Below are 22,567 nucleotides of genomic sequence, written 5' to 3'. Positions count from 1 at the left end.
ATGACGTGGCAACTGCGTCTGCATGGCGTCGGCAATGCGTCGGCGGTCGAGCTCGGTTCGGCGATGGCGACCATCGAGCGCGACGGCACGCCGTGGCTGACCATCGACTGCGGCGGCGAAGGCCTCACCGCGTACCAGGCGTATTACGGCGACATGCCGCACGCGCTGTTCGTCACGCATACGCACCTGGACCATGTGGCGGGGTTCGAGCGTCTGTTCGTGTCCAGCTATTTCGACGATGCTCGCCGTGGCCGCGTGCGTCTGTACGTGCCGGCGCCCGTGGTGCCGCTGCTGCACCAGCGCGTGGGCGATTACCCGAACGCGCTGGCCGAAGGCGGGGTGAATTTCTGGGACGCCTTCCAGGTGATCCCGGTCGGCGGCTCGTTCTGGCACGACGGCGTGCGGCTGGAAGTATTCCCCACGCGGCACCACTGGCCCGAAACCGCGTTCGGCCTGCGCCTGCACGGCAGCATGGTATGGACCGGCGACACGCGGCCGATCCCCGAGATGCTCGCGCGCTACGCCGACGCCGGCGAGCTCATCGCGCACGACTGCGCGCTGCACGGCAATCCGTCGCACAGCGGCATCGACGACCTGGAGCGCGAATACGCCGCCGCGCTGCTCGACCGCTGCCTGCTGTACCACTACGGCAACCGCGAAGAAGGCGAGATCCTTGCCGCGCGCGGTTATCGCGTGGCCCATCCGGGCCAGCTGGTCACGCTGCGCGAACCTTCGGCGGTACGCCCGGAAACGGCATGAACGCTGCCGCGCCAAGCCGCATCGAGCCCGCCGCGCACCCGCTGGACGTACGCGGCAGGCCCCTGCGCGACCTGCGGCTGTCGGTGATCGAAGCCTGCAATTTCCGCTGTCCGTACTGCATGCCGGCCGATCGCGTGGCGGACGATTACGGCTTTGATTCCGCCACGCGCCTGTCGTTCGATGAAATCGAGACACTGGTGCGCGGGTTTGCACAACTCGGCGTGCACAAGTTGCGCCTCACCGGCGGCGAACCGCTGCTGCGCAAGGGATTGCCGCAGCTGATCGAACGGCTGGCGCGCATTCCCGGGCTGGACGACATCGCGTTGACGACGAATGGATCGCTGCTCGCCTCGCAGGCGCGCGCGCTTCGCGAGGCGGGGCTTGGACGCATCACGGTGAGCCTGGACGCGATGGACCCGGCGCGGTTCCGCGACATGACCGGCGGCCGCGGCGAACTCGCCGACGTCCTGGCTGGGCTGGAAGCGGCTCGCGCGGCCGGCTTCGAATCGATCAAGATCAACTGCGTCGTCGAGCGGGGCATCAACGACGACCAGGTGCTGCCGCTGGTTTCGCATTTCCGCGGCACGGGCCACGTCGTGCGCTTCATCGAATTCATGGACGTGGGCACCTGCAACGACTGGTCGCGCGAGCGCGTCGTACCGTCGGCCGAACTGCGCGATCGCATCGCCGCACGCTGGCCGCTGCGCGCGCTGGAGGCGAATTACCGGGGCGAAGTCGCGTCGCGTTACGCGTTCGAGGACGGGCAGGGCGAGGTGGGCTTCGTCAGCTCGGTAAGCGAGCCGTTCTGCGGCGACTGCCACCGCGCGCGCGTGTCCGCCGACGGGCGCCTGTACACGTGCCTGTTCGCGGGCGACGGGCAGGATCTGCGGCCCGCGCTGTCGCAGGGCGTGGATGCGTTGCGCGACCGTGTCGCGAACGTATGGACGCGCCGCGGCGACCGGTACAGCGAGATGCGGGGCGGTGCGGGGGCGTCGCGCAGGCATGTCGAGATGTTCCTCATCGGCGGGTGATCGAACGCGCTTGCGGACCATCGGTCCGCGCGGTCGCGAACGCGCGGCCACGGAGGGTCGGGCAGGGCGATCCGGAGCGGGGAGGTGTCGCCCTGGATGGCCTCTGCCCGCCATGCGAGGTCGTCAGTGACGGCACCGGCGTGCATCCCGCCGCTCCGGCCGCCACAATGCCCGCATGAAGAAGTCGGCGAAAACCCTTACGCACATCGACCCCAGGGGGCGCCCCGCGATGGTCGACGTCTCGGCCAAAGCGGTCACCGAACGCGAGGCGCGGGCCGAATGCCGCGTCCGCTTTCCGGCCGACGTCGCGCGGCAGCTGCGCGCGAGCGGCCTGAAGAGCGCGAAGGGCGGCATCGTCGAGACCGCGATCGTCGCCGGCACGATGGCGGTGAAGCGCACGCATGAACTGATTCCGTTCTGCCATCCGCTGCCCATCGACGGCTGTCGCATCGCCATCGACTGGGACGGCGACGCATCACTGCGCATCGAATGCGCGGTGAAGACGACGCATCGCACCGGCGTGGAAATGGAAGCGCTGACCGGCGCCACCGTCGCCGCGCTCACCGTCTACGACATGTGCAAGGCGCTGTCGCACCGCATCGTGCTGGGCCCGGCGAAACTGCTCGGAAAGCGCGGCGGCAAACACGATTTCGGAGCGATGTGATGGCGAAGGTGACCGTGCTGTATTTCGCCAGCCTGCGCGATGCGGCGGGCATGTCGTCGGAAGTCGTCGATTGCGAGGGCGACCTGCGCGCGCTCTATGGCGAACTGCGCGAACGCCACGGCTTCGCGCTGCCGGTCGAACGCCTGCGCGTCGCGGTGGACGGCGCGTTCGCGCGCTGGAGCGATGAGGCGCGCGACGGCAGCGAAGTCGCCTTCATTCCCCCGGTAAGCGGCGGGTGAGCGCACGTTCGCATCCGTCCCGCTGCAACGTGCAGCGCCTGCACACTCCAAGTGCCACACTCCCGACATGACCCGTTTTTTACTCGCGCAAACCCCCATCGACACCGCGACGCTGCGTGCCGAACTGCTCGACGATCGCGTCGGCGGTTACGCCAGCTTCGAAGGCTGGGTGCGCAACCACAACGAAGGGCGCGACGTGCTCGGCCTTCGCTACGAAGCCTATGCATCGCTCGCGCAGGCGGAAGGCGAGAAGGTGCTCGACGAGGCCTGCGCGAAGTTCGACATCCTCGACGTGCGCTGCGTGCATCGCGTCGGCGACCTCGTCATCGGCGAGATGGCCGTCTGGGTGGGCGTGAGCGCCGCCCATCGCGATGCCGCCTTCGCCGCCTGCCGCTACGTCATCGATGAAGTGAAGGCGCGCGTGCCGATCTGGAAACACGAGCGCTACGCCGAAGGCGACGCCGGCTGGCTGCATCCCGACACGAAACCCTGATCCCATTCTGGAGACCACCGTGATCCGCGATCTCGTGCTCCCGCTTGCCATTGCCGCCACGTTCGTCATGGCGCCCGCATCCGCCACCGATCTGCTGGTGGGCAACAAATCCGCTGACAACGTCTGGCGCCTGTCGACGAAGGACGGCGAGCGCGTGGCCGAGTTCGCGACGGGCCAGGGCCCGCACGAGATCGTCGTCAGCGGCGACAACCGCTTCGCGCTCGTCAGCAATTACGGCGGCGCGACGCCGGGCCACAGCATCACCGTGCTCGAGCTCGGAACCCCCGGCGGCACGCGCACGATCGATCTGGGCGGAAACGCCAAGCCGCACGGCATGCGCCTGCTGCCCGACGGCAAGCGCGCGGTCGTGACGACCGAAGGCTCGCGCAAGTTGCTGCTGGTCGACGTGGCGAACGGGCGTGTCGAACACGCGATCGACCTGGGCGACGGCCGCGGCCACATGGTCGCGCTGTCGCGCGATGGCGCGACTGCATTCGTCACCAAGATCGACACTGGCACCGTGAGCCGCGTCGATCTGTCCACGCGCGCGAAGACGCACGAAGTCCCCGCCGGCGCGGGCGCGGAAGGCGTGGCCGTGCATCCGTCGACCGGCGAGGTGTGGGTGAGCAATCGCGAAGCCGGCACGGTGACCGTGCATGATCCGAAGACGCTTGCGATCCAGCGCACGATCAAGAGCGAGGGTTTCCCGATCCGCGTCGTCTTCACGGCCGATGGCCGTCACGCGCTGGTGACGAATGCACGCGCGGCGACGCTGTCGGTGATCGATACGGACAAGTACGAAGTCGTGCACACCGTCGCCCTGTCGCGCCCTGGCGTCGAGTATCGCGAAACCATGCTGGGTAGCGCCGCGTTGCCGATCGGCGTCATCGCCGACCCGAAGCAACCGCGTGTCTATGCGGCGATCAGTGGCGGCGACGAGATTGCGGTGATCGATACGAAGCAGTGGAAGGTGGTCGACCACTGGAAGACCGGGCGTGAGCCGGATGCGTTGGGGATCGTCGAGTAAGGGCGTTCGCGCGCTCGCAATTACGTCCACCGTCGCGAACATAAAAATGGGTTCCAGCTTTCGCTGGAATGACGGCTGCTTTCCGGACGGCGTTTTACCGAGGCGTGGTCAGCCTGGATCCCGGCCTTCGCCGGGATGACGGCTCCATGGAGTCGCCGTGCAGCCCACTGGAGCACCAGCCCCCTTGATATGGGGGCGCGCGGCAGCGCGGGGATCGGAAGCACATAGCCGGACCCCAGGATTTTGCGAAGGCAAAATCCTGGGGTCGCAGATGCGCAGCATCCAGACGGGCGATGACCCCGCCGGCTGACCTCGGCGCCCGCATCAGTCGATACCGTTGCTGCCTTCCGGCCCTGGCGGGGTTTTCGACCTAGCGTCGCGAGGGGCCGACGGGGCCACCATAGAGACGTTTCATTCAAAAGCCCCGCGATCGGCGGGGCTTTCGGGAATCTGGCGGAGAGAGGGGGATTCGAACCCCCGAAGCGCGGTTTAGACGCTTACACACTTTCCAGGCGTGCTCCTTCAACCACTCGGACACCTCTCCGTTTTTCCGGGAGAGGCCTGAACGCGGCGCGGGGCCAGGTCAGGGGTGCACTCCAGGGCCGTGAATTCTAGCTGCCAGGCCCGGCATGGACAAGCGACGCCGTCGCGGTCGCAGCCGGCGCGATGCGGCATGGCAGAATGAGGGCATGTCCTATCTTGTCCTCGCCCGTAAGTGGCGTCCGAAGCGCTTCGCCGAGCTGGTCGGGCAGGAGCACGTGGTCCGCGCGCTCAGCAACGCGCTCGACACGGGCCGCGTCCACCACGCCTTCCTGTTCACCGGAACGCGCGGCGTCGGCAAGACCACCATCGCCCGCATCTTCGCCAAGTCGCTCAACTGCGAGCGCGGCACCTCGGCCGAGCCCTGCGGTGAATGCGCGGCCTGCCGTGACATTGACGCCGGCCGGTTCATCGACCTGCTCGAGATCGACGCGGCCAGCAACACCGGCGTGGACGACGTGCGCGAGGTGATCGACAACGCGCAGTACATGCCCAGCCGCGGCCGGGTGAAGGTCTACCTGATCGACGAAGTCCACATGCTGTCCAAGTCGGCGTTCAACGCGCTGCTGAAGACGCTGGAGGAACCGCCGGGCCATGTGAAGTTCCTGCTCGCCACGACCGACCCGCAGAAACTGCCGGTGACCGTGCTGTCGCGCTGCCTGCAGTTCAACCTGAAGCGGCTCGACGAGCAGCAGATCAACGGCCAGATGACGCGGATCCTCGAAGCCGAGGGCATTCCCGCCGAGCCCGGCGCGATCCGCCAGCTCGCCAAGGCCGCCGACGGCAGCCTGCGTGACGGCCTGTCGCTGCTGGATCAAGCCATCGCCTACACGGGCGCGAGCGCGGGCGCCGACGGCGGCGTGCTCGCCGACGCCGGCGTGGCGGCGATGCTGGGCACGGTCGATCGCACCCGTGTCGGCGCGCTGCTCTCGGCGCTGGCCGAAGGCGACGGCGAGCGCCTGCTGGCCGAAGTCGCGACGCTCGCCGAATTCTCGCCCGACTGGGGCAGCGTGCTGGATGCGTTCAGCGACGCGCTGCACCGCGTGCAGGTGCGCCAGCTGGTGCCGGAAGCGCAGGTCGAGGCCGACGGTGTCGATCTCGATGCGCTGGCGGGCCGACTGCGCCCGGAGGTCGTGCAGCTGTGGTACCAGATGGCCCTCAACGGCCGGCGCGACCTGCCGCTGGCGCCGAGCCCGCGTGCCGGCTTCGAGATGAGCCTGCTGCGCATGCTGGCGTTCCGTCCGACCGACGGCGAGGGTGCCCGTGCGGCCGCGCTGTCCTCGGGCGCCGCCCGCGAGCCGGTGCGCAGTGCGGCGTCGGCCGCGTCGCCGGCCACGCCGCGCATGCCACCGCCGAATCCCTTCGCCGATGCGGCTCCGCCTGCGCGCACCGCGCCGCCGCAGCGCGAAGCGCCGCGTCCCGCGCTGCAGCCGCAGTCGCAGCCGCAGCCGGCGGACGACTCACCGCCGTGGGAGGTCCCGCGCGAATCCGCACCGCGCGACATCCCGCGCGAGCCGGTCCGCGAACCCGTCCGCACTCCCGCTCCCGTCGCCGCACTGTCGCCGGCCGCGCCCATCGCGGTCAGCGCGCCACCACCGTCGCGCCCCGGCTTCGTCCACGACGCGGGCATCGCCGACGCGGATGCGTGGCATTCGCTGGTGGCCAACTCCACCTTGCGCGGCCCGGCGCGCGTGCTCGCCGAACACGCCGGCTTCGTCGGTTACGCGGACGGTGTGCTGAGCCTGTCGCTGTCGGCCGACGACGACCTGCTGCGCAGCAACCAGATGACCGTGAATCTGGTTGCCGAGGCGCTCGCGCCGGCGCTGGGCGTCACGCCGCAGATCCGTTTCGTCGAGGCCGCGCGCCCGGCCGAGTCGCTGCGCGAGCGCAACGAGCGCGCGCGCGATGAGCGCCAGGCCAATGCCGAAACCGCCTTCATGAACGATCCCGACGTGCAGCGGTTGATTTCACAGCACGGCGCGAAGGTCGTGCCGGACTCGATCCGTCCCTACGACGAGAACTGACCCGCCGCGCCCGCTCGCGCGGGCCGCGGCCATAACGCCCCCACAGGAACACGAGAACGAACATGCGTGGAAACATCGCCCAACTGATGCAGCAGGCGCAGCGGATGCAGGAAAACGTGCAGCGCGCGCAGGAAGAACTCGCCAAGCTGGAAGTCACCGGCAACGCCGGCGGCGGCATGGTCAGCGTGACCATCTCCGGGCGCATGGAGTGCCGCAAGGTGCGCATCGATCCCAGCGTGCTGGGCGACCAGGAAATGGTCGAGGACCTCATCGCCGCCGCGTTCAACGACGCGGTCAACAAGGTCAACCAGGAATCGCAGGCGAAGATGTCGGCCGCCACCGCCGGCATGCCGATCCCGCCCGGCATGAAGATGCCGTTCTGATGATCGCGACCGCCGCCGCGCCGGCCCAAGCCGGCGCGAACGGTCGCGTGCGCACCGCATGACGTCCTCCCTGCTCGAACAACTGATCGACGCCCTGCGCGTGCTGCCCGGCGTCGGCCAGAAATCCGCGCAGCGCATGGCCTACCACCTGCTCGAACGCGAACGCGCCGGCGGCCAGCGCTTGGCCGCCGCGCTCGCCGACGCGGTGGAGAAGATCGGCCATTGCGCGCGCTGCCGCGACTTCAGCGAAACGCCGGTGTGCGCCACCTGCGCCAGCGCCGCGCGCGACGCGCACCAGCTGTGCGCGGTGGAATCGCCGGCGGACCGGCTGGCGATCGAGCAGGCCACGGGCTATCGCGGCCTGTATTTCGTGCTGCAGGGGCGGTTGTCGCCGCTGGATGGCATCGGCCCGCGCGAACTCGGCCTGGACACGCTCGCCGCGCGACTGGCCGAAGGCGAGGTGCAGGAACTGATCATCGCCACCAATCCGACGGTCGAAGGCGAGGCGACCGCGCATTACCTCGCGCAGCTCGCGCGCAAGCACGACGTGCGGCCGAGTCGCCTCGCGCACGGCGTGCCGCTGGGCGGGGAGCTGGAGTATGTCGATCGCGGCACGTTGTCGCATGCGTTCGGCAGCCGCAGCGAGATGGAGTAGGGCGTTCGGGGCCGGGGTTCGAGCAGGCGGTGCGTCGGGCGTATGCTGCGCATCGAACCCCGAACATTCATTGCGAACGCCCATGTCCGAGACCATCTTCCACAAGATCATCCGCCGCGAGATTCCGGCCGACGTCGTCTTCGAAGACGACCACCTCATCGCGTTCCGCGACATCGCGCCGCAGGCGCCGGTGCACGTGCTGTTCGTGCCGAAGACCGACATCGCCACGCTCAACGACCTGAAGGAAGACCAGGCCGCGGTCGTTGGCCGCCTCGCGCACGCTGCGGCGGAATACGCGAAGCGCGAAGGCTTTGCCGAAGACGGGTACCGCATCGTCATGAACTGCAATGGGCATGGCGGGCAGACGGTGTTCCAGATCCACTTGCATCTGCTGGCAGGCGCGCCTTTGGGGCGGTTCGGGACGTCGCGGTAAGCGGTCGGGGTCGCGCCCGAGACTCCCTACGCTGCGAATGCAGGGGTGGGGAGGGATGTTTGCGAGACACCGGCGCGCATCCCGACGAACGCTATCGGGCTAGCCCCGATGGCCGCGGGGGAGGGTGAAGTGGCGCGTTGCTCTCGCCTGATTCGAGCGTGACAGCTCCCGGGTGCGCTTCGCTTACCCGGGCTACAAGAACTGCGGGGTTCGTGTGGCGAAATCACGCATTGCAAGCGTCGACGTGGCCGCACGTTCCGACCTCAACCCAACTCGCCGCAAATCCGGGTTGTAACGAGCACAGAGAAGGCCCGCTTTGGCGGGCCTTCCTGTGTATGCAACCGGGTTCCAGCTTTCGCTGGAATGACGGCGGTGTAGTTCGATGCGCCGCGGATGGCGGCCTCACCGGGATCACGCTTTTTCTCGACTCCCGAATCAACTCACCACCAACCCCACCACGGCCACGGCGCCGGGTACTGCACCACGTCCACGGTCTCGCGCACAGGCCACAGGTAGACCACGTCGGCTTCCACGCGCGGGAAGCGGTAGTCGTATTCGCCGATGCGGCGGTTCTCGTAGCCGGCGATGCGGCCGACGAAGGTCACTTCGCGGTTCTTCTCGAACACCGCCGGATCGTAGAACCCGGTGCGGCAGGCGAGGAAGCGGCCGCCGGTGTCGTCGCTGCCCCAGTACGGACGCGCCGAGTCGTTGAGGAGCGTGGAGATCATCTCGAAGCAGGTGCGGTTCGGCTGCGGCTCGACGCTGACGATGCGCCCGCCCCAGCGCACCGTCGCGCCGGTGCTGTCGGTCGCCGCCGCTTCGCGCGGGGTGATCGGGTTATAGGCGCCTTGCAGCGGCTGCGGCGCCGACACGCACGCGGTCAGCAGCGTGGCGCCAAGGGCGAGTAGGGCGAGACGGACGTTCATCGGCGTTCTCCTGGAGAATTCGCGGGCGGTCGATGCGCGCGCAACGCCTTGGCCAAGGCGCGGGCCGAACGTCCCCCCGGTTCGGCATCAGCGTACCGCCAATCGCTGAAACGTTGGCTGAGCATGCCCAGTTCCGCGGCAAGGTCCGGACGCGCGCCGGCCACGCGGGACACCCACGCCGACGCCGGCTCGCTCGGCTCGCGCTCCAGCCCGAAGCGGCGATAGCGGCGGCCCAGTCGATGCCACGCGCGCAACACCGGGTCGCGTTCGCGCTCGCTGCGCCGGCTGAACCACACCATCCACAACACGCCCAGCACCATCGTGCCGACCAGCAGGGCGGTGAGCGTTCCCCAGTCCAGCCGATCCACGCCGAGCGGGCTGAGCAGGCGTTGCTGGCGCTGTGCGTCGAAGGAGACGACGAACTCGTTCCAGCCGCGCCGCACCCAGTCGCTCACGTCGAACAGCGAACGCACTCCCTGCAATCCGGTGCCGCCGAGCGCGCGCGAATCCAGGGTGTCGTAGATGCGTTCCGGCGCGACCGCCGCGGTCGGATCCACCCGCACCCAGCCGCGACCGCGCAGCCACACCTCGGCCCAGGCGTGCGCGTCGGAGCGACGCACGAGCCAGTAGTCGCCGAGCGGATTCCGATATCCGCCGGTATAGCCGGTGACCACGCGCGCCGGAATTCCCGCCGCGCGCATCAGCACGACGAAGGACGAACTGAAGTGCTCGCAGAAACCGGCCTTCTGGTCGAACAGGAATTCGTCCACCGAATGCCGGCCGAGCAGCGGCGTTTCCAGCGTGTAGGCGAAGTCGCGACGGATCCACGACAGGGCGCGTTCGACGATCGCCGCGTCGTTGCCGCCGCCCGCCTCGGTGCGCCATTGGCGGGCGAGGGCGAGCGTGCGCGGGTTGAAGCCCGCCGGCAGGCCCAGCGCGAACTGGCGCACGGCGGGCGAGAGGTCGGCCTCGTACCGCGCGGGCGGCGCCGACTGCACGCGCCAGCGGCTGATCGCGCCGAGTGGCCGGAAGGTCTGCAGCGCGTGGTCGGGATTGAGGTAGGAGCCCGACGGCGCATCCAGCGGCAGGTCGAGCGCGACGAGCTGCCGGTTGTCGGTGGGCTCGACTTCCATCTCGTAGTCCCAGCGCTCGCGGCCCGGCTCGGCGAGCGTTTGCGGCTGGCCGGGGCGCCAACGCGGCTGCGTCCAGGTGCGTCCGTCGAATTCCCACAGCACCGGCCCGCGCCAGTACATCTGCGAGGTCGGCGGCGTCGAGCCGAAGAAACGCACGCGCAGCGCGGGCGTGTCGTCGGTCATCAGATCGATCCACTCGCCCGGGCTCATCCGGTCCGACAAACCGGTGCGCGCCATGGCGCGCTCGGGGATGCCCCACATCGGAGACGACACGCGCGGGAACAGCCAGAACGCCGCCAGCGCGATCGGCAGGCCGAGGCCGACCAGTCGCCCGATGCCCGCGAGACGCCGGCGGGGACCCACGGGCGCGAGATCGCCGGATTCCAGTTCAGCCATGCGTTGCAGCGTCGCCAGCACCAGCAGCGCGGCGACGAGACCGAATGTCAGCGACAACGGCCCCTGGTCGAGCAGGAAGGTCGCGAACGGCGCGAACAGCGCGAAGCCCATGAGGCTGCGGCCATCGCGCAGGGTGAAGGTTTCCGCCGGCTTGATCGCGAGCATCGCCGCGAGCAGCGCGCAGCCGGTGTCGCGACCGATCGAGAAACGGCTGAGCGTGATGACCAGCGCGATCAGCGCGAGCGCTATCAGCAACCGCAGCAATCCCGGGAGTGGTCGACGCCAGGACAGCGCGGCCACGCCCACCGCGCTTGCGGCGATGCCGCCGGCCAGCTGCGGTGGCAGTTGCAGCAAGAGCGGCAGCAGGCAGACACCGGTGGTCCACAGCGCCCAGCGCCGCGTGCGGTCGTCCAGCGGGAGCGGTGCGTGTCTAGGCATGCGGCATCAGCGCGAGCGCGCGCAGGCAGGCGTGGCGATGGAGCGGCCCGCGATCCGGGCCGAGCGGCGACTGGCCCGGCAGGCGCAGCCGGTAACGACGACCTTCGCGTTCGGCCTCGTCGATCCAGCGTGCCAGCCGCGAGATGCGCGCCTCGTACGCGATGCCGGTCGTCGCCTGCCAGTCGAGCACGATTTCGGCGCCGAGCGGTTGTTCGAACTCGCGCACCATCAGCGCGTCGCGGCGTGCGGAGGACTTCCATGCGATCGCGCGCGGCGCGTCGCCCGCGCGATAGGCGCGCAGGTGATGCACGTCGTCGCCGGCGGGATGCAGCCGCGCCTGCGCGCTTTCGCCGCGACCGCCGGGCAGCGGCGGGCCGTGCGGTTCTGGCGTGGGATAGACCAGCAGCGGCGTTTCCGGCCACACATAGGCCCATGCGCGCGCAAGACCCAGCGGACGCGTGGTGGACAACCGCAGCTTGGGCACGTCGAACCAGCCGCGGCGCTCGGTCGGCAGCAGCAGTTGCGCTTCGCCCGCGCCCTTGTCGAGGTTGAGCACGGCCGGCTCCGCGTCGAACAGGCCGTCGTCGTCCACGCGCAGGCCGCGTCGCGTGCGGCCGGGATCGGCACGCGCATGCAGGCGCAATTCCAGCGGCGAGCCGGCGGCGACCGGTTCGGCATCGGCGGCGACGAGTTGCAGGTCCGACAGTTGCATCTGCGCGCCGACCAGGCTCGCCAGGCCCGCGCCGCCCAGCAGCAGGCCGAGCAGCAGCGCCGGGTTGTTGTTGTAGTTGAGCGCGCCCAGCAGCATCGTCATCAGCGCGACCCCGTAGAACAGGCCGAACGACGTGGGCAGCACGTAGATGCGACGCCGGTGCAGGCGCGCGGGCAGGGCTTCGGGATCGCGCGGTCGCGTGAACACCATCGCGATCGCGTGGGCGCGCAGGTACAGGCGCCGTGCAGCGGCGATGGGCACGGATCAGTCCACCGGCACCGCGTGCAGGATCGCCTTCGCCAGCGCCGCGTCCTTGCCGGCATCGACCTCGGCCACCAGGCGATGCGCCGCCACCGCCGGGAACAGCGCCTGCACGTCTTCCGGCAGCACGTGCGCGCGGCCGAGCAGCAACGCATACGCGCGCGCCGCACGCAGCAGCGCGAGTCCCGCGCGCGGCGAAAGCCCCACGCGCACGCCCGGATGGCGCCGGCTGCGCGCGAGCAGCGCCTGCACGTAATGGATGAGCGCATCGCTGGCGTGCACGTCCTGCACGGCGCGACGCGCGGCGAGCACGTCTTCCGCGCGCAGTTGCGGCGCCGCACGCGCGATGAGGTCGCGACGGTCGGTGCCGGCGAGCAGGTCGCGTTCGGCGGCTTCGCCCGGGTAACCCAGGCTCAGGCGCAGCAGGAAGCGGTCGAGCTGCGAGTCCGGCAGCGGATACGTGCCCGACAGATCCACCGGATTCTGCGTGGCGATCACGAAGAACGGCTCGGGCAGCGCGTGCGTCGTGCCGTCGACGGTGACCTGGTACTCGGCCATCGCTTCCAGCAGCGCGCTCTGCGTGCGCGGCGGCGCGCGGTTGATCTCATCCGCCAGCAGCACCTGGGCGAACACCGGGCCGGGGTGGAACTGGAACTGGCGCGATTGCGGATCGAACACCGACACGCCGACCACATCCGCCGGCAGCAGGTCGGAGGTGAACTGCACGCGCTGGAATTCCAGCCCCAGCGTCGCGGCGAGCGCGTGCGCCAGCGTGGTCTTGCCCAGGCCGGGCAGGTCCTCGATCAGCACGTGCCCGCCGGCGAGCAGCGCGACGAACGCCAGGCGTACTTCGTGCGGTTTGCCCAGCACGAGCTCGTTGACCTGTGTCTGCGCGCGGTCGAGGGATGCGCGGAGGCCATCGGTTAGCATGGCCGCCGTCGAAAGGGATACCGCCATCGTGCGTGTCTCCTGGAATGTTTCAGTGGTGCGCCGCGCGGGCCGGCGGATCGCCGGCGGACTCCCCTCCGCGTGGCGGCCGGCCATCGAATCCTGCCGGCCCACCGATCTCCCCCGAGTGTAGCGAGGTCACGAACGGATGCGGGATGCAGTGCAGGCGCGACGTGCCTTTTGGGTGCTGTGGGTCTCGGTTCTGGCGGTGAAGCTGCTCATCGCCGCGCGTCTGCCGCTGTTCGTCGACGAAGCCTTCTACTGGCAGGAAGGCCAGCACCTGGCCGCCGCGTACTCGGACCTGCCGGGCCTGACGGCGTGGTTGACCCGCCTGGGCATGGCCTTCGGCGAGGGCACCTTCGCGCTGCGTTTGCCGTTTGTGCTGATTGGCGCGTGCGTGCCGCTGCTGATGGTGCACGTGACATCGCGCGAGTTCGGCGCGAAGGCCGGCTGGGAGGCGGGCACGCTGACGCTGTTGCTGCCGCTGGCGGGCGCGCTCGGCCTGATGGCGCTGCCCGATGCCGCGATGGCGCTGGCGACGCTGTTGTGCATGGACGCCGGCGCGCGCCTGCTGCGCCAGGTCACGCCGCAGGCGGCGCTCGAACTGGCGGCCGGACTCGCGCTCGGCGCGCTGTGCCATTACCGGTTCATCGCGGTGATCGTGGTCGGCTTCGTCGCGTTGCTGATGCTGGCCGATGGCCGCCGCGCGCTGCGCGACGTGCGCGTGATGGTCGCCATCGCCTTCGGCGCATCGGCGTGGGCGCCGCTGGTGGCCTGGAATCTCGACAACGCCGATGCCGGCCTGCGCTTCCAGCTCGTCGATCGCCACCCGTGGGCGTTCCACGCGGACGGCATCGCGTTCATCGGCATCCAGGCGCTGCTGGTCACGCCACTGCTGTTCGCGGCGATGGCGGTGGCGGCGCGGCGCGGGCTGGTCTGCGGGTCCACGGTGTCGCGCTACTTCGCGCTGCTGGGCACGGGCGTGGTGGCCGGTTTCTTCGCGCTGGGATTCTTCGCCGACACCGAGCGCGTCAGCTTCCACTGGCCCCTGCCGGGCTACCTCGCGCTGCTGCCGCTGGTGCCGGCGGTGCTGGCCTCCTGGCCGCGCGCGTGGCGCCTGGCGACGATGGCGCTGGCGGGCATCGGTCTGATGGCGAACCTGGGCTACTACGTCGCCGTATCGAGCGCGCACTCGCGCGAGGCGAGCGCGGCGGAGAAGTGGTATCCCTCGAACTTCGCCGGCTGGGAAACGCTGGCCGACGCCGTGCGCGGGAAGTTGCGCGCCATGCCCGAGGGCACGCGCGTGGTCGCCGACAACTTCAAGATCGGCGCCGAGCTCGGCTTCGCGATGGGCGATCCGCGCATCCCGGTGCTCGATCATCCGATCAACCTCAAGCATGGCCGCGCGCCGCAGTTGCGCCTGTGGGGCCTGCATACGCCGGGACGTGCCGAATGGGGCGCCGCGCCCGTGCTGCTGGTGGTCGGCGCCACCGAAGTGAAGTACCGCGATCTCCCCGATCGCTACCACGCGCTGTGCCGGATGGTCGGCCCGCTGCCGCCGCCGGAGGTGCTCAACATCGATCACGGGCGCCAGCGTTTCATGCTGTTCGCGCTGACCGGCAAACCCGCCGCGGGCCCGTGCGTCACGCCGTCGATGGCATGGATCGACGCGCCCGCCGCCGACGCGCGCGTGGGCCGGCGCTTCGACGTGCAGGGCTGGGCGTTCAAGGACGGCGTGGGGCTGTCCGCGGTGGACGTCACCCTCGACGGCGAGGTCGTCGCGCGGGCGCGATACGGGCGAGCGTTCCCCGGCCTGCAGCGCGTGTGGAAGGTGTCGAACGATCCGCAGCATCCGAAGGTGGGTTTCGATGCGACGGTCGACCTGAGCGATCGCGACATCGCGCCCGGCACGCACTGGCTCGGCCTGCGCCTGCACGGCCACGACGGCAGCGTCGAGACCTGGGCGGAGCAGCCGGTTGAAGTGACGCGCTGAGACGCGTCAGGGCAGGCGGAAGCCGGCCTGGCGCAGCAGGCGGGCGGTGGCGATCAGCGGCAAACCGATGAGCGCGGTCGGATCGCGGTTCTCGATGGCCTCGAACAGGCCGATCCCGAGCCCTTCGGATTTGAAGCTGCCGGCGCAATCGTAGGGCTGCTCGGCGCGCAGGTAGCGTTCGATCTCGTCCGGCCCGAGTGCGCGGAACCGCACGACGGTGCAGTCCATCGCTTCCAGCGGCGGCTCGCCGTCGCGCGCCAGGCACAAGCCCGTGTGGAAGCGCACGGCCTGGCCGGACATCGAGGCCAGCTGCACCGCGGCGGCCTCGTGCCCGCCGGGCTTGCCGAGCGCCCGGCCGCCGCATTCGGCGACCTGGTCGGAGCCGATCACCCACGCGCCCGGGTGCCGGGCCGCCACGTCGGCGGCCTTTGACCGCGCGAGCCGACGGGCCAGCGCTTCCGGCGCTTCGCCGGGCAGCGGGGTTTCGTCGGTGCCCGGACGTTCGGTGTCGAACGGCAGGCGCAGCCGGCCGAGGAGTTCGCGCCGGTACATCGAAGTGGAGGCCAGGATCAGCCGCGTCGGCGCGTTCATGCGAGGGGGGCGCGGGCCTGGGCGATCCGCGACAATTGCTGGTCGATGCGGCCACGTGCGGCATCGATCGAGCTTCGCACCTCGTCCAGCTGGGCCAGGCTGGCGTCCGGGCCATGGTCGCGCAGCCACAGTCGCTGGCGCAGCATCTCGCGCATGGCCTCGCCGACCGGATCGTCGCCGTCGCCGCCGGTGACCGCCTCGATTTCGGCGCGGGCCACGCGGAGCTGGGCCTCCAGCGCGTCGGCGGCGTCCAGGACGTCGCGCATGGCGCGCTCGCGCCGGCTCGGGCGGGAGCGGGAGTAGGCCAGCGCCGCGACCGCCAGGGCGGACAGCAGCAGGAGCAGGGCGATGGTCACGATCGTCGGCGCGGGAGGCGTGAATGGAAGGCTTCCAGTCTGAAGCCCCGCCCGGCGACCAGCAAATCCGGCGCGGCGAAACCGTGAACTGCACCGCTCCGGAAGACATGTTCAGGTTTGACAGAATGGCGCGCGATCCCTAACATTCCGCAGCTTATGTCAGCGGACCTGCCCGAGATTCTTGATGCTTGGCGCATGGTGGCGGCACGGCGCGGCGTAGAAGGCCGGCTGCCGTTGTCGGCGCTGACGCGGCTGCGGGACAGCCTGGTCGACACCCAGGGCGAGGTGCGGTTCGCGCTCGATTTCGATCGCGATTCGCTGAAGGTGCCTTATGTCGAACTGCGTATCGATGCCGAGCTGCCGCTGACCTGTCAGCGCAGCCTGCAGCGGTTCCTGTTGCCGGTGAACATCGTGCAGCGGCTCGGCCTCATTCGCGACGAAGCGGACGAAGCCGCGCTGCCGCCCGGATACGAGCCGCTGCTGGTGCCCGAAAACGGCCAGCTGCGGACCGTCGAACTGGTCGAGGACGAACTCATCCTCGCCGTTCCGGTCGTGCCGATCATGCCCGGCACGGAGGCGGTGGAAGGCGACTGGCCCGCACCCGAAGAAGGTCCGGAGCCGGAACGCGCGAACCCATTCGCTGCGTTGTCGGCATTGAAGAAACATTCGAACTAGTTTTTTTGGAGCAAGACCATGGCTGTCCAGAAGTCCCGCGTTTCCCCGTCCAAGCGTGGCATGCGTCGTTCGCACGATGCGCTGTCCGCCAAGCAGCTGGCCACCGACCCGACCACGGGCGAGACCCACCTGCGTCACCACGTCACCGCGGACGGCTACTACCGCGGCAAGAAGGTGATCGACACCAAGTCCAAGGTCGTCGACGAAGAGTAATCTCTTCGCCCACCGCCGCTCCGCGCCCGTGATCCACGTGCGCGGATGCCGCCGGGCCGACTGTCCGCCGCCGCAAGGCCCCGCGAGGCAGCGGTGGCCCGTGGCAGCGACCCCGATGCATTAGGGTAGCGGCGGTACGCTTCCGTCGGCTCCGCCGACGGTCCCCGGCAAGTGCCCGACAGGGCCATCACGGCTGTGCAGCGGAGTGGCGATGACGCAACAGATTTATTCCCGCATCGCGGGAACCGGCAGCTACCTTCCCGAGAAGGTGCTGACCAACGACGACCTGGCGAAGATCGTCGACACCAGCGACGAGTGGATCGCGGCCCGTACCGGCATCCGCGAGCGCCACATCGCCGCGGAAGGCGAGACCACGAGCGATCTGGCCTATCACGCCGCCACGCGCGCGCTGGAAGCGGCCGGCATCGATGCGACCGAGCTCGACCTGATCGTCGTCGGCACCACCACGCCCGACCTCATTTTTCCGTCCACCGCCTGTCTGCTGCAGCATCGCCTCGGGGCGAACGGCTGCCCGGCGTTCGACGTCAACGCCGCCTGCACGGGCTTCGTCTACGCGCTGACGGTGGCCGACAAGTTCATCCGTTCCGGCGCGGCGAAGACCGTGCTCGTGGTCGGTTCGGAAACGCTCACCCGCATGCTCGACTGGAGCGACCGCTCCACCTGCGTGCTGTTCGGCGACGGCGCCGGCGCGGTGGTGCTCAAGGCCGACACCGAAACCGGCATCCTCAGCACCCACATGCACGCCGATGGCGGCAAGAAGGAACTGCTGTGGAATCCGGTCGGCGTCTCGGTCGGCTTCAAGCCGGAAGAGCACAACGCCGGCGTGCGCGTGCTGATGACCGGCAACGAAGTCTTCAAGCATGCGGTGAAGGCGCTGGATTCGGTCGTGGAGGAAACGCTCGAGGCCAACGGCCTGGATCGTCACGACATCGACTGGCTGATTCCGCACCAGGCCAACCTGCGCATCATCGAAGCCACGGCCAAGCGCCTGGACATGCCGATGGAGCGCGTGATCGTCACCGTCGACAAGCACGGCAACACCTCGTCGGGCTCGGTGCCGCTGGCGCTGGACGAAGCGGTGCGCTCGGGCAAGGTGCAGCGCGGCCAGCTGGTGCTGCTGGAAGCCTTCGGTGGCGGCTTCACCTGGGGCTCGGCGCTGCTGCGCTACTGAGTTTCCGCGTTCGCGAAGAACATGGCGCCTCCGCTTGATGCGGAGGCGTTTTCGTTTGGGGGTCGCGTATCGCGTTCCTGACGTTGACGACGTGGCGCGATCTGTCACGGAACAACGTCGGCTGGCGCATGCCGTGTGCGGACGCGTAGCGTCTGACTGCGCGTCGGGAGAAATCCCTACTTCAGATCGAGTGTTGACGCGATTCGGCTGCGCCGGCTCGCGCGTCATGCTGTGTGCCGTAGCAAGGGACGGGGGAGGGCAGACGCGTGGCATCAACGAGAACAGGAGCAGCGCCGCGTGCCCGTGAACAGCGCCGCCAGCCTTCACGGGGCGAAACCGCCATGCCATGCAAACCGCGCGCCTTCACAGTTCCGGCACGTGGCCGGGTTCAGTACGACCCGGTACAGACGCACTAGAGCAAAGGCTCGTATCATGCGCACTCTTTTCGCAGGGACCCCCGCCGAGTGACCGATTCCAACGCCCACGACGCTTCGCTCGCCTTCGTCTTCCCGGGCCAGGGCTCGCAGTCGGTCGGCATGCTTGCCGAGCTGTCCGAACTGCACCCGGTCGTGCGCGAGACGTTCGCGGAAGCCAGCGAGGGCGCGGACGCGGATCTGTGGGCGCTGAGCCAGGGCGGCCCCGAGGAAATGCTCAGCCGCACCGAATACACCCAGCCGGCGCTGCTCGCCGCAGGCGTGGCGGTGTGGCGTGCGTGGCAGCAGCAGGGCGGTCGCTCGCCGGCGTTCCTCGCCGGCCACAGCCTGGGCGAGTACACGGCGCTGGTCGCCGCCGGCGCGTTGTCGCTGAAGGACGGCGCCCACCTGGTGCGCCTGCGCGGGCAGCTGATGCAGGACGCCGCCCCGGCAGGGGTCGGCGCAATGGCGGCCGTGCTCGGCGCCGAGGACGCGCTGGTGCAGGAGGTCTGCGACGCCGTCTCCGGGAGCGAGGTCGTCGTTCCGGCCAATTTCAATTCGCCCGGCCAGATCGTCATCGGCGGCCATGCGGGCGCGGTAGACAAGGCGCTGGCGATGCTCGGCGAACGCGGAGTGCGCAAGGCGGTGAAGCTGGCCGTCAGCGTGCCCTCCCATACGCCGCTGATGCGCGAGGCCGCCAACCGTCTGGCCGAAGCGATGACGGGCCTGTCCTGGCGCATGCCCGACCGCCCGGTCGTACAGAACGTCGATGCACGCGTGCACGAAAGCGTGGACGACATTCGCGACGCGCTCGTGCGCCAGCTCTACCTGCCGGTGCAGTGGACCGGTTGCGTGCAGGCGCTGGCAGGCAAGGGCGTCACGCGCATGGCCGAATGCGGCCCGGGCAAAGTGCTTGCCGGACTCGTCAAGCGCATCGACAAGGGCATCGACGCACGTGCGATCGGGGCGGTGGGCGAGCTCGAATCCGCGCGTGGCGACTGGGCCTGATGCGTGACGCGGATGGTGCGGCCGAAAACGGATCGACCCTGATCGACCGGTCCGCGCTTCCGTGCGATCGGTGTCGAAAGAACTGGAGAATTTCATGACCGAACTGTTGAAAGGTGAAATCGCCCTCGTGACCGGTGCCAGCCGTGGCATCGGCGCGGCGATCGCCGACGAACTGGCCGCGCAGGGCGCGACGGTGATCGGCACGGCCACGTCCGAATCCGGTGCGAAGGCGATCGGCGAGCGCCTCGCCGCGCACGGCGGTCATGGCCGTGTGCTCGACGTGAGCGATGCCGAGTCCATCGAAGCGCTGATCGACGGCATCGCCAAGGACATCGGCGCCATCTCGATCCTCGTCAACAACGCCGGCATCACGCGCGACAACCTGTTGATGCGCATGAAGGACGAGGACTGGCAGGCGATCCTCGACACCAATCTCACCAGCGTCTACCGCACCAGCAAGGCGGTGATGCGTTCGATGATGAAGGCGCGCAAGGGCCGCATCATCAACATCGCCTCGGTGATCGGCGTGACCGGCAACGCCGGCCAAGCCAACTACGCGGCGGCCAAGGCCGGCATCATCGCCTTCAGCAAGTCGCTGGCGAAGGAGATCGGCAGCCGCAACATTACCGTTAACGTGGTGGCGCCGGGTTTCATCGATACCGACATGACCAAGGCGCTGCCCGAGGACGCCAAGAACGCCATGCTGGGGCAGATCGCGCTGGGCCGTTTCGGCGAGCCGGCGGACATCGCCCGTGCCGTCGCCTTCCTGGCGGGCCCGTCGGCGGCCTATATCACCGGTGAAACCCTGCACGTCAACGGCGGCATGTACATGCCGTGAAGCGGGCCCGGCAGGGCAATGTTTCAGCTGTAACCGCTTGAACCCCAAGGGCTTTCGCGTATGCTCGCGAACGCCTTCGATTCAATTAGACTATTCCGTCGAATATCCCGTCCCGGGAGGAGTGAGAACCCATGAGCAGCATCGAAGAACGCGTCAAGAAGATCGTGGTCGAACAGCTTGGCGTTAAGGAAGAAGAAGTCACCAACAACGCTTCGTTCGTCGACGACCTCGGCGCGGACTCGCTCGATACCGTCGAGCTGGTGATGGCGCTCGAAGAAGAGTTCGAGTGCGAGATCCCGGACGAAGAAGCCGAGAAGATCACCTCGGTGCAGCAGGCCATCGACTACGTGAAGGCTCACGTCAAGTCGTAAGTTCATCCTGCGCGCGGGCCGGCCATCCGGCGGGACCGCGCGAGAACGCCATCGCCATCTCTGGCGCCTGGTATGTCAGGAAAATCAGACCGGGGCCGCACATCGCGGCCCCGTGTCTTATCAGCCGGTCTATACGCCGGCGTAGTGTCAGACGGAGTGTTTCATGTCCAACAACCGACGCGTAGTCGTGACCGGCCTCGGCGCGGTGTCGCCGCTGGGCAACGACGTCGCCAGCACCTGGGACGGCATCGTCAACGGTCGCTCCGGCATCGGCCCGATCACCCATTTCGACGCCTCCGCCTTCACCACCCGTATCGCGGGTGAAGTGCGCGACTTCGACATCACCCAGTGGGTGAATCCGAAGGACGCCAAGAAGATGGAGGAGTTCATCCATTACGGCGTCGCCGCTTCGCTGATGGCGATGAAGGACGCCGGCCTCAACGTCGATGAATCCAATGCCGAGCGCATCGGTGCGCTGATCGGCTCCGGCATCGGCGGCCTGCTCGGCATCGAAGAGCAGACCGTGAAGTACCACGACGGCGGCCCGCGCAAGGTCTCGCCGTTCTACGTGCCCAGCACGATCATCAACATGCTGCCGGGCCAGGTCTCGCTGCTGACCGGCATCAAGGGTCCAAACTTCTCGGCCGTCTCGGCCTGCGCCACCGCCAACCATTCCATCGGCATGGCGATGCGCATGATCCAGTACGGCGATGCCGACGTGATGGTCGCCGGCGGCGCCGAACGCGGTTCCTCGCCGACTTCGGTCGCGGGCTTCTGCTCGATGAAGGCGATGTCCACCCGCAATGACGATCCGACGCACGCGTCGCGTCCGTGGGACAAGGACCGCGACGGCTTCGTGCTCGGCGACGGCGCCGGCATCCTGATCCTGGAAGAGTACGAACACGCCAAGGCCCGCGGCGCGCGCATCTACTGCGAGCTCGCCGGCTTCGGCGCCAGTTCCGACGCCTTCCACATGACCGCCCCCAGCGAGAACGGCGAAGGCCCGGCGCGCTGCATGGTCGCGGCCATGAAGGACGCGCGCATCAATCCGGAAGAGGTGGCCTACCTCAACGCGCACGGCACCTCGACGCCGCTGGGCGATCTGGCCGAAACGCTCGCGATCAAGCGCGCACTCGGCGACCATGCCTACAAGACGATGGTCAGCTCGACCAAGTCGATGACCGGTCACCTGCTCGGCGCGGCCGGCGGCGTGGAAGCCATCTTCTCGGTGCTGGCGCTGCATCACGGCATCATCCCGCCGACGATCAACCTGTTCGAAGCGGGCGAGGGCTGCGATCTGGACTACGTGCCGAACGTGGCGCGCGAGAAGAAGATCGACGTCGCGATGTCGAACGGCTTCGGCTTCGGCGGCACGAACGGCACGCTGGTGTTCAAGCGCGTCTGATCGGGTCCGCGTGATGCGATCCTGGAAATCCCCGCTTCGGCGGGGATTTTTCGTTTGGCCGGCTTCGACCATTCCTGAAGCCGCATCCACACCCTCAGCAGGGCGCTCAAGCGAAGTCGTCTGCCAAGTCCCCCGACGACGTTCCTAACCGACGCTCCCAACCAACGATCCCGAAGCGAAGTCCTCAACCGAAAGTCTTCAACTGAAGTCTTCAACCGTAACGGTCAACCGTAGCCGTCATCCCGGCGAAGGCCGGAATCCAGGCCGACACACGTTCCGTCGCAAGGGCCTTCGCTCGGTCGATGATCCGGCTGCCTCGGCCTGCCTTGGCCGCTTCGAACGGCAAGCACCGCGAACGTCGAACGTGAAGGCCCTGGATCCGCCCTTCGCCGGGATGACGGGCGGTTGCGCCAACGCCTGGGGAACCCGTTCTTGCCTCCCCATCCCAGC

24 protein-coding genes, 1 tRNA gene and 1 other RNA gene are annotated in these 22,567 nt (G+C 68.9%); 18 read left to right on the top strand and 8 right to left on the bottom strand.

Features of this window, described 5'->3' with window-relative positions:
- The 6 genes from AC3ANK_RS12440 to AC3ANK_RS12415 all read left to right on the top strand — a co-directional run bounded on the left by AC3ANK_RS12440 (nucleotide 1) and on the right by AC3ANK_RS12415 (nucleotide 4,213).
- Entirely contained in the window at nucleotides 1-759 is a 759-nt protein-coding gene (locus AC3ANK_RS12440; protein WP_484171330.1) for an MBL fold metallo-hydrolase, read from the top strand.
- Nucleotides 756-1,790, top strand: coding sequence for a GTP 3',8-cyclase MoaA (moaA, locus tag AC3ANK_RS12435; RefSeq protein WP_206861096.1), 1,035 nt, complete (start codon nucleotides 756-758; stop codon nucleotides 1,788-1,790). Before AC3ANK_RS12440 ends, moaA begins: the two co-directional genes overlap by 4 nt.
- 175 nt (nucleotides 1,791-1,965) lie before the next feature.
- Complete coding sequence (gene moaC / locus AC3ANK_RS12430) at nucleotides 1,966-2,454, top strand: cyclic pyranopterin monophosphate synthase MoaC (protein WP_206861095.1); 489 nt, start codon at nucleotides 1,966-1,968, stop codon at nucleotides 2,452-2,454.
- Nucleotides 2,451-2,693: a MoaD/ThiS family protein gene (locus AC3ANK_RS12425; protein ID WP_206861094.1), complete on the top strand. Its 243-nt coding sequence runs from the start codon at nucleotides 2,451-2,453 to the stop codon at nucleotides 2,691-2,693. The genes moaC and AC3ANK_RS12425 overlap by 4 nt, the downstream gene beginning before the upstream one ends.
- A 67-nt stretch (nucleotides 2,694-2,760) precedes the next feature.
- Nucleotides 2,761-3,186, top strand: a complete 426-nt coding sequence (locus AC3ANK_RS12420) for a molybdenum cofactor biosynthesis protein MoaE (RefSeq protein ID WP_206861093.1) — start codon at nucleotides 2,761-2,763, stop codon at nucleotides 3,184-3,186.
- A 19-nt stretch (nucleotides 3,187-3,205) separates the two neighbouring features.
- Nucleotides 3,206-4,213, top strand: a complete 1,008-nt coding sequence (locus AC3ANK_RS12415) for a YVTN family beta-propeller repeat protein (RefSeq protein WP_484171329.1) — start codon at nucleotides 3,206-3,208, stop codon at nucleotides 4,211-4,213.
- A 296-nt stretch (nucleotides 4,214-4,509) separates the two neighbouring features.
- On the opposite strand, the gene ffs is transcribed toward AC3ANK_RS12415, so the two are convergent.
- Nucleotides 4,510-4,606, bottom strand: an RNA gene (ffs, locus tag AC3ANK_RS12410) — signal recognition particle sRNA small type.
- Nucleotides 4,607-4,664: 58 nt separating this feature from the next.
- A tRNA-Ser gene (locus tag AC3ANK_RS12405) sits at nucleotides 4,665-4,757 on the bottom strand.
- A gap of 145 nt (nucleotides 4,758-4,902) precedes the next feature.
- On the opposite strand from AC3ANK_RS12405, the gene dnaX reads away from it, so the two are divergent.
- From dnaX to AC3ANK_RS12385, 4 genes are all read left to right on the top strand, one after another.
- Complete coding sequence (gene dnaX / locus AC3ANK_RS12400; protein ID WP_484171328.1) at nucleotides 4,903-6,777, top strand: DNA polymerase III subunit gamma/tau; 1,875 nt, start codon at nucleotides 4,903-4,905, stop codon at nucleotides 6,775-6,777.
- 62 nt (nucleotides 6,778-6,839) lie between these two features.
- Entirely contained in the window at nucleotides 6,840-7,160 is a 321-nt protein-coding gene (locus tag AC3ANK_RS12395) for a YbaB/EbfC family nucleoid-associated protein (protein WP_206861091.1), read from the top strand.
- Between the two features lie 58 nt (nucleotides 7,161-7,218).
- A complete protein-coding gene (gene recR, locus AC3ANK_RS12390) occupies nucleotides 7,219-7,815 on the top strand; it encodes a recombination mediator RecR (RefSeq protein ID WP_206861090.1) in 597 nt (198 codons plus the stop codon).
- A gap of 82 nt (nucleotides 7,816-7,897) precedes the next feature.
- Nucleotides 7,898-8,248, top strand: a complete 351-nt coding sequence (locus tag AC3ANK_RS12385; protein WP_206861089.1) for a histidine triad nucleotide-binding protein — start codon at nucleotides 7,898-7,900, stop codon at nucleotides 8,246-8,248.
- 440 nt (nucleotides 8,249-8,688) lie between these two features.
- On the opposite strand, the gene AC3ANK_RS12380 is transcribed toward AC3ANK_RS12385, so the two are convergent.
- The 4 genes from AC3ANK_RS12380 to AC3ANK_RS12365 are packed head-to-tail and all read right to left on the bottom strand — an operon-like array spanning nucleotide 8,689 to nucleotide 13,071.
- Nucleotides 8,689-9,174, bottom strand: coding sequence for a Slp family lipoprotein (locus tag AC3ANK_RS12380; protein WP_206861088.1), 486 nt, complete (start codon nucleotides 9,172-9,174; stop codon nucleotides 8,689-8,691).
- Nucleotides 9,171-11,141 (bottom strand): transglutaminase TgpA family protein, encoded by a 1,971-nt coding sequence (locus tag AC3ANK_RS12375; protein ID WP_484171327.1) that lies wholly within the window; start codon nucleotides 11,139-11,141, stop codon nucleotides 9,171-9,173. The genes AC3ANK_RS12380 and AC3ANK_RS12375 overlap by 4 nt, the downstream gene beginning before the upstream one ends.
- Nucleotides 11,134-12,084: a DUF58 domain-containing protein gene (locus AC3ANK_RS12370; protein WP_425492574.1), complete on the bottom strand. Its 951-nt coding sequence runs from the start codon at nucleotides 12,082-12,084 to the stop codon at nucleotides 11,134-11,136. Before AC3ANK_RS12370 ends, AC3ANK_RS12375 begins: the two co-directional genes overlap by 8 nt.
- Before the next feature lie 33 nt (nucleotides 12,085-12,117).
- Nucleotides 12,118-13,071: an AAA family ATPase gene (locus tag AC3ANK_RS12365; RefSeq protein ID WP_320415175.1), complete on the bottom strand. Its 954-nt coding sequence runs from the start codon at nucleotides 13,069-13,071 to the stop codon at nucleotides 12,118-12,120.
- A 139-nt stretch (nucleotides 13,072-13,210) separates the two neighbouring features.
- Between AC3ANK_RS12365 and AC3ANK_RS12360 the strand changes: the two genes are divergently transcribed.
- On the top strand, nucleotides 13,211-15,055 hold the full coding sequence (locus AC3ANK_RS12360; RefSeq protein WP_484171326.1) for an ArnT family glycosyltransferase: 1,845 nt from the start codon (nucleotides 13,211-13,213) through the stop codon (nucleotides 15,053-15,055).
- Between the two features lie 6 nt (nucleotides 15,056-15,061).
- On the opposite strand, the gene AC3ANK_RS12355 is transcribed toward AC3ANK_RS12360, so the two are convergent.
- Complete coding sequence (locus tag AC3ANK_RS12355; RefSeq protein ID WP_206861085.1) at nucleotides 15,062-15,646, bottom strand: Maf family protein; 585 nt, start codon at nucleotides 15,644-15,646, stop codon at nucleotides 15,062-15,064.
- Nucleotides 15,643-16,002: a hypothetical protein gene (locus tag AC3ANK_RS12350; protein ID WP_206861084.1), complete on the bottom strand. Its 360-nt coding sequence runs from the start codon at nucleotides 16,000-16,002 to the stop codon at nucleotides 15,643-15,645. The genes AC3ANK_RS12355 and AC3ANK_RS12350 overlap by 4 nt, the downstream gene beginning before the upstream one ends.
- Before the next feature lie 156 nt (nucleotides 16,003-16,158).
- Here AC3ANK_RS12350 and AC3ANK_RS12345 point away from each other — a divergent pair, with 156 nt between their 5' ends.
- The 7 genes from AC3ANK_RS12345 to fabF all read left to right on the top strand — a co-directional run bounded on the left by AC3ANK_RS12345 (nucleotide 16,159) and on the right by fabF (nucleotide 22,117).
- Nucleotides 16,159-16,677, top strand: a complete 519-nt coding sequence (locus AC3ANK_RS12345; protein ID WP_206861620.1) for a YceD family protein — start codon at nucleotides 16,159-16,161, stop codon at nucleotides 16,675-16,677.
- 18 nt (nucleotides 16,678-16,695) lie between these two features.
- The gene (gene rpmF / locus AC3ANK_RS12340; RefSeq protein WP_206861083.1) at nucleotides 16,696-16,890 is read left to right on the top strand and encodes a 50S ribosomal protein L32; all 195 of its coding nucleotides are present in this window, start codon (nucleotides 16,696-16,698) and stop codon (nucleotides 16,888-16,890) included.
- A 211-nt stretch (nucleotides 16,891-17,101) separates the two neighbouring features.
- Nucleotides 17,102-18,082, top strand: coding sequence for a beta-ketoacyl-ACP synthase III (locus tag AC3ANK_RS12335; RefSeq protein ID WP_484171325.1), 981 nt, complete (start codon nucleotides 17,102-17,104; stop codon nucleotides 18,080-18,082).
- A gap of 536 nt (nucleotides 18,083-18,618) precedes the next feature.
- The gene (gene fabD, locus AC3ANK_RS12330) at nucleotides 18,619-19,503 is read left to right on the top strand and encodes an ACP S-malonyltransferase (protein ID WP_484172877.1); all 885 of its coding nucleotides are present in this window, start codon (nucleotides 18,619-18,621) and stop codon (nucleotides 19,501-19,503) included.
- Nucleotides 19,504-19,597: 94 nt separating this feature from the next.
- Entirely contained in the window at nucleotides 19,598-20,341 is a 744-nt protein-coding gene (gene fabG / locus AC3ANK_RS12325) for a 3-oxoacyl-ACP reductase FabG (RefSeq protein ID WP_206861080.1), read from the top strand.
- Between the two features lie 131 nt (nucleotides 20,342-20,472).
- Nucleotides 20,473-20,712 (top strand): acyl carrier protein, encoded by a 240-nt coding sequence (gene acpP / locus AC3ANK_RS12320; protein WP_031373652.1) that lies wholly within the window; start codon nucleotides 20,473-20,475, stop codon nucleotides 20,710-20,712.
- A gap of 163 nt (nucleotides 20,713-20,875) precedes the next feature.
- Nucleotides 20,876-22,117 (top strand): beta-ketoacyl-ACP synthase II, encoded by a 1,242-nt coding sequence (fabF, locus tag AC3ANK_RS12315; RefSeq protein ID WP_206861079.1) that lies wholly within the window; start codon nucleotides 20,876-20,878, stop codon nucleotides 22,115-22,117.
- The last annotated feature ends 450 nt before the right edge of the window (nucleotides 22,118-22,567 follow it).

Source organism: Lysobacter sp. SCRH-1R (assembly GCF_057747855.1).
The sequence above is the reverse complement of the archived record's forward strand: the minus strand, read 5'-3'. Positions and strand labels throughout refer to the sequence as shown.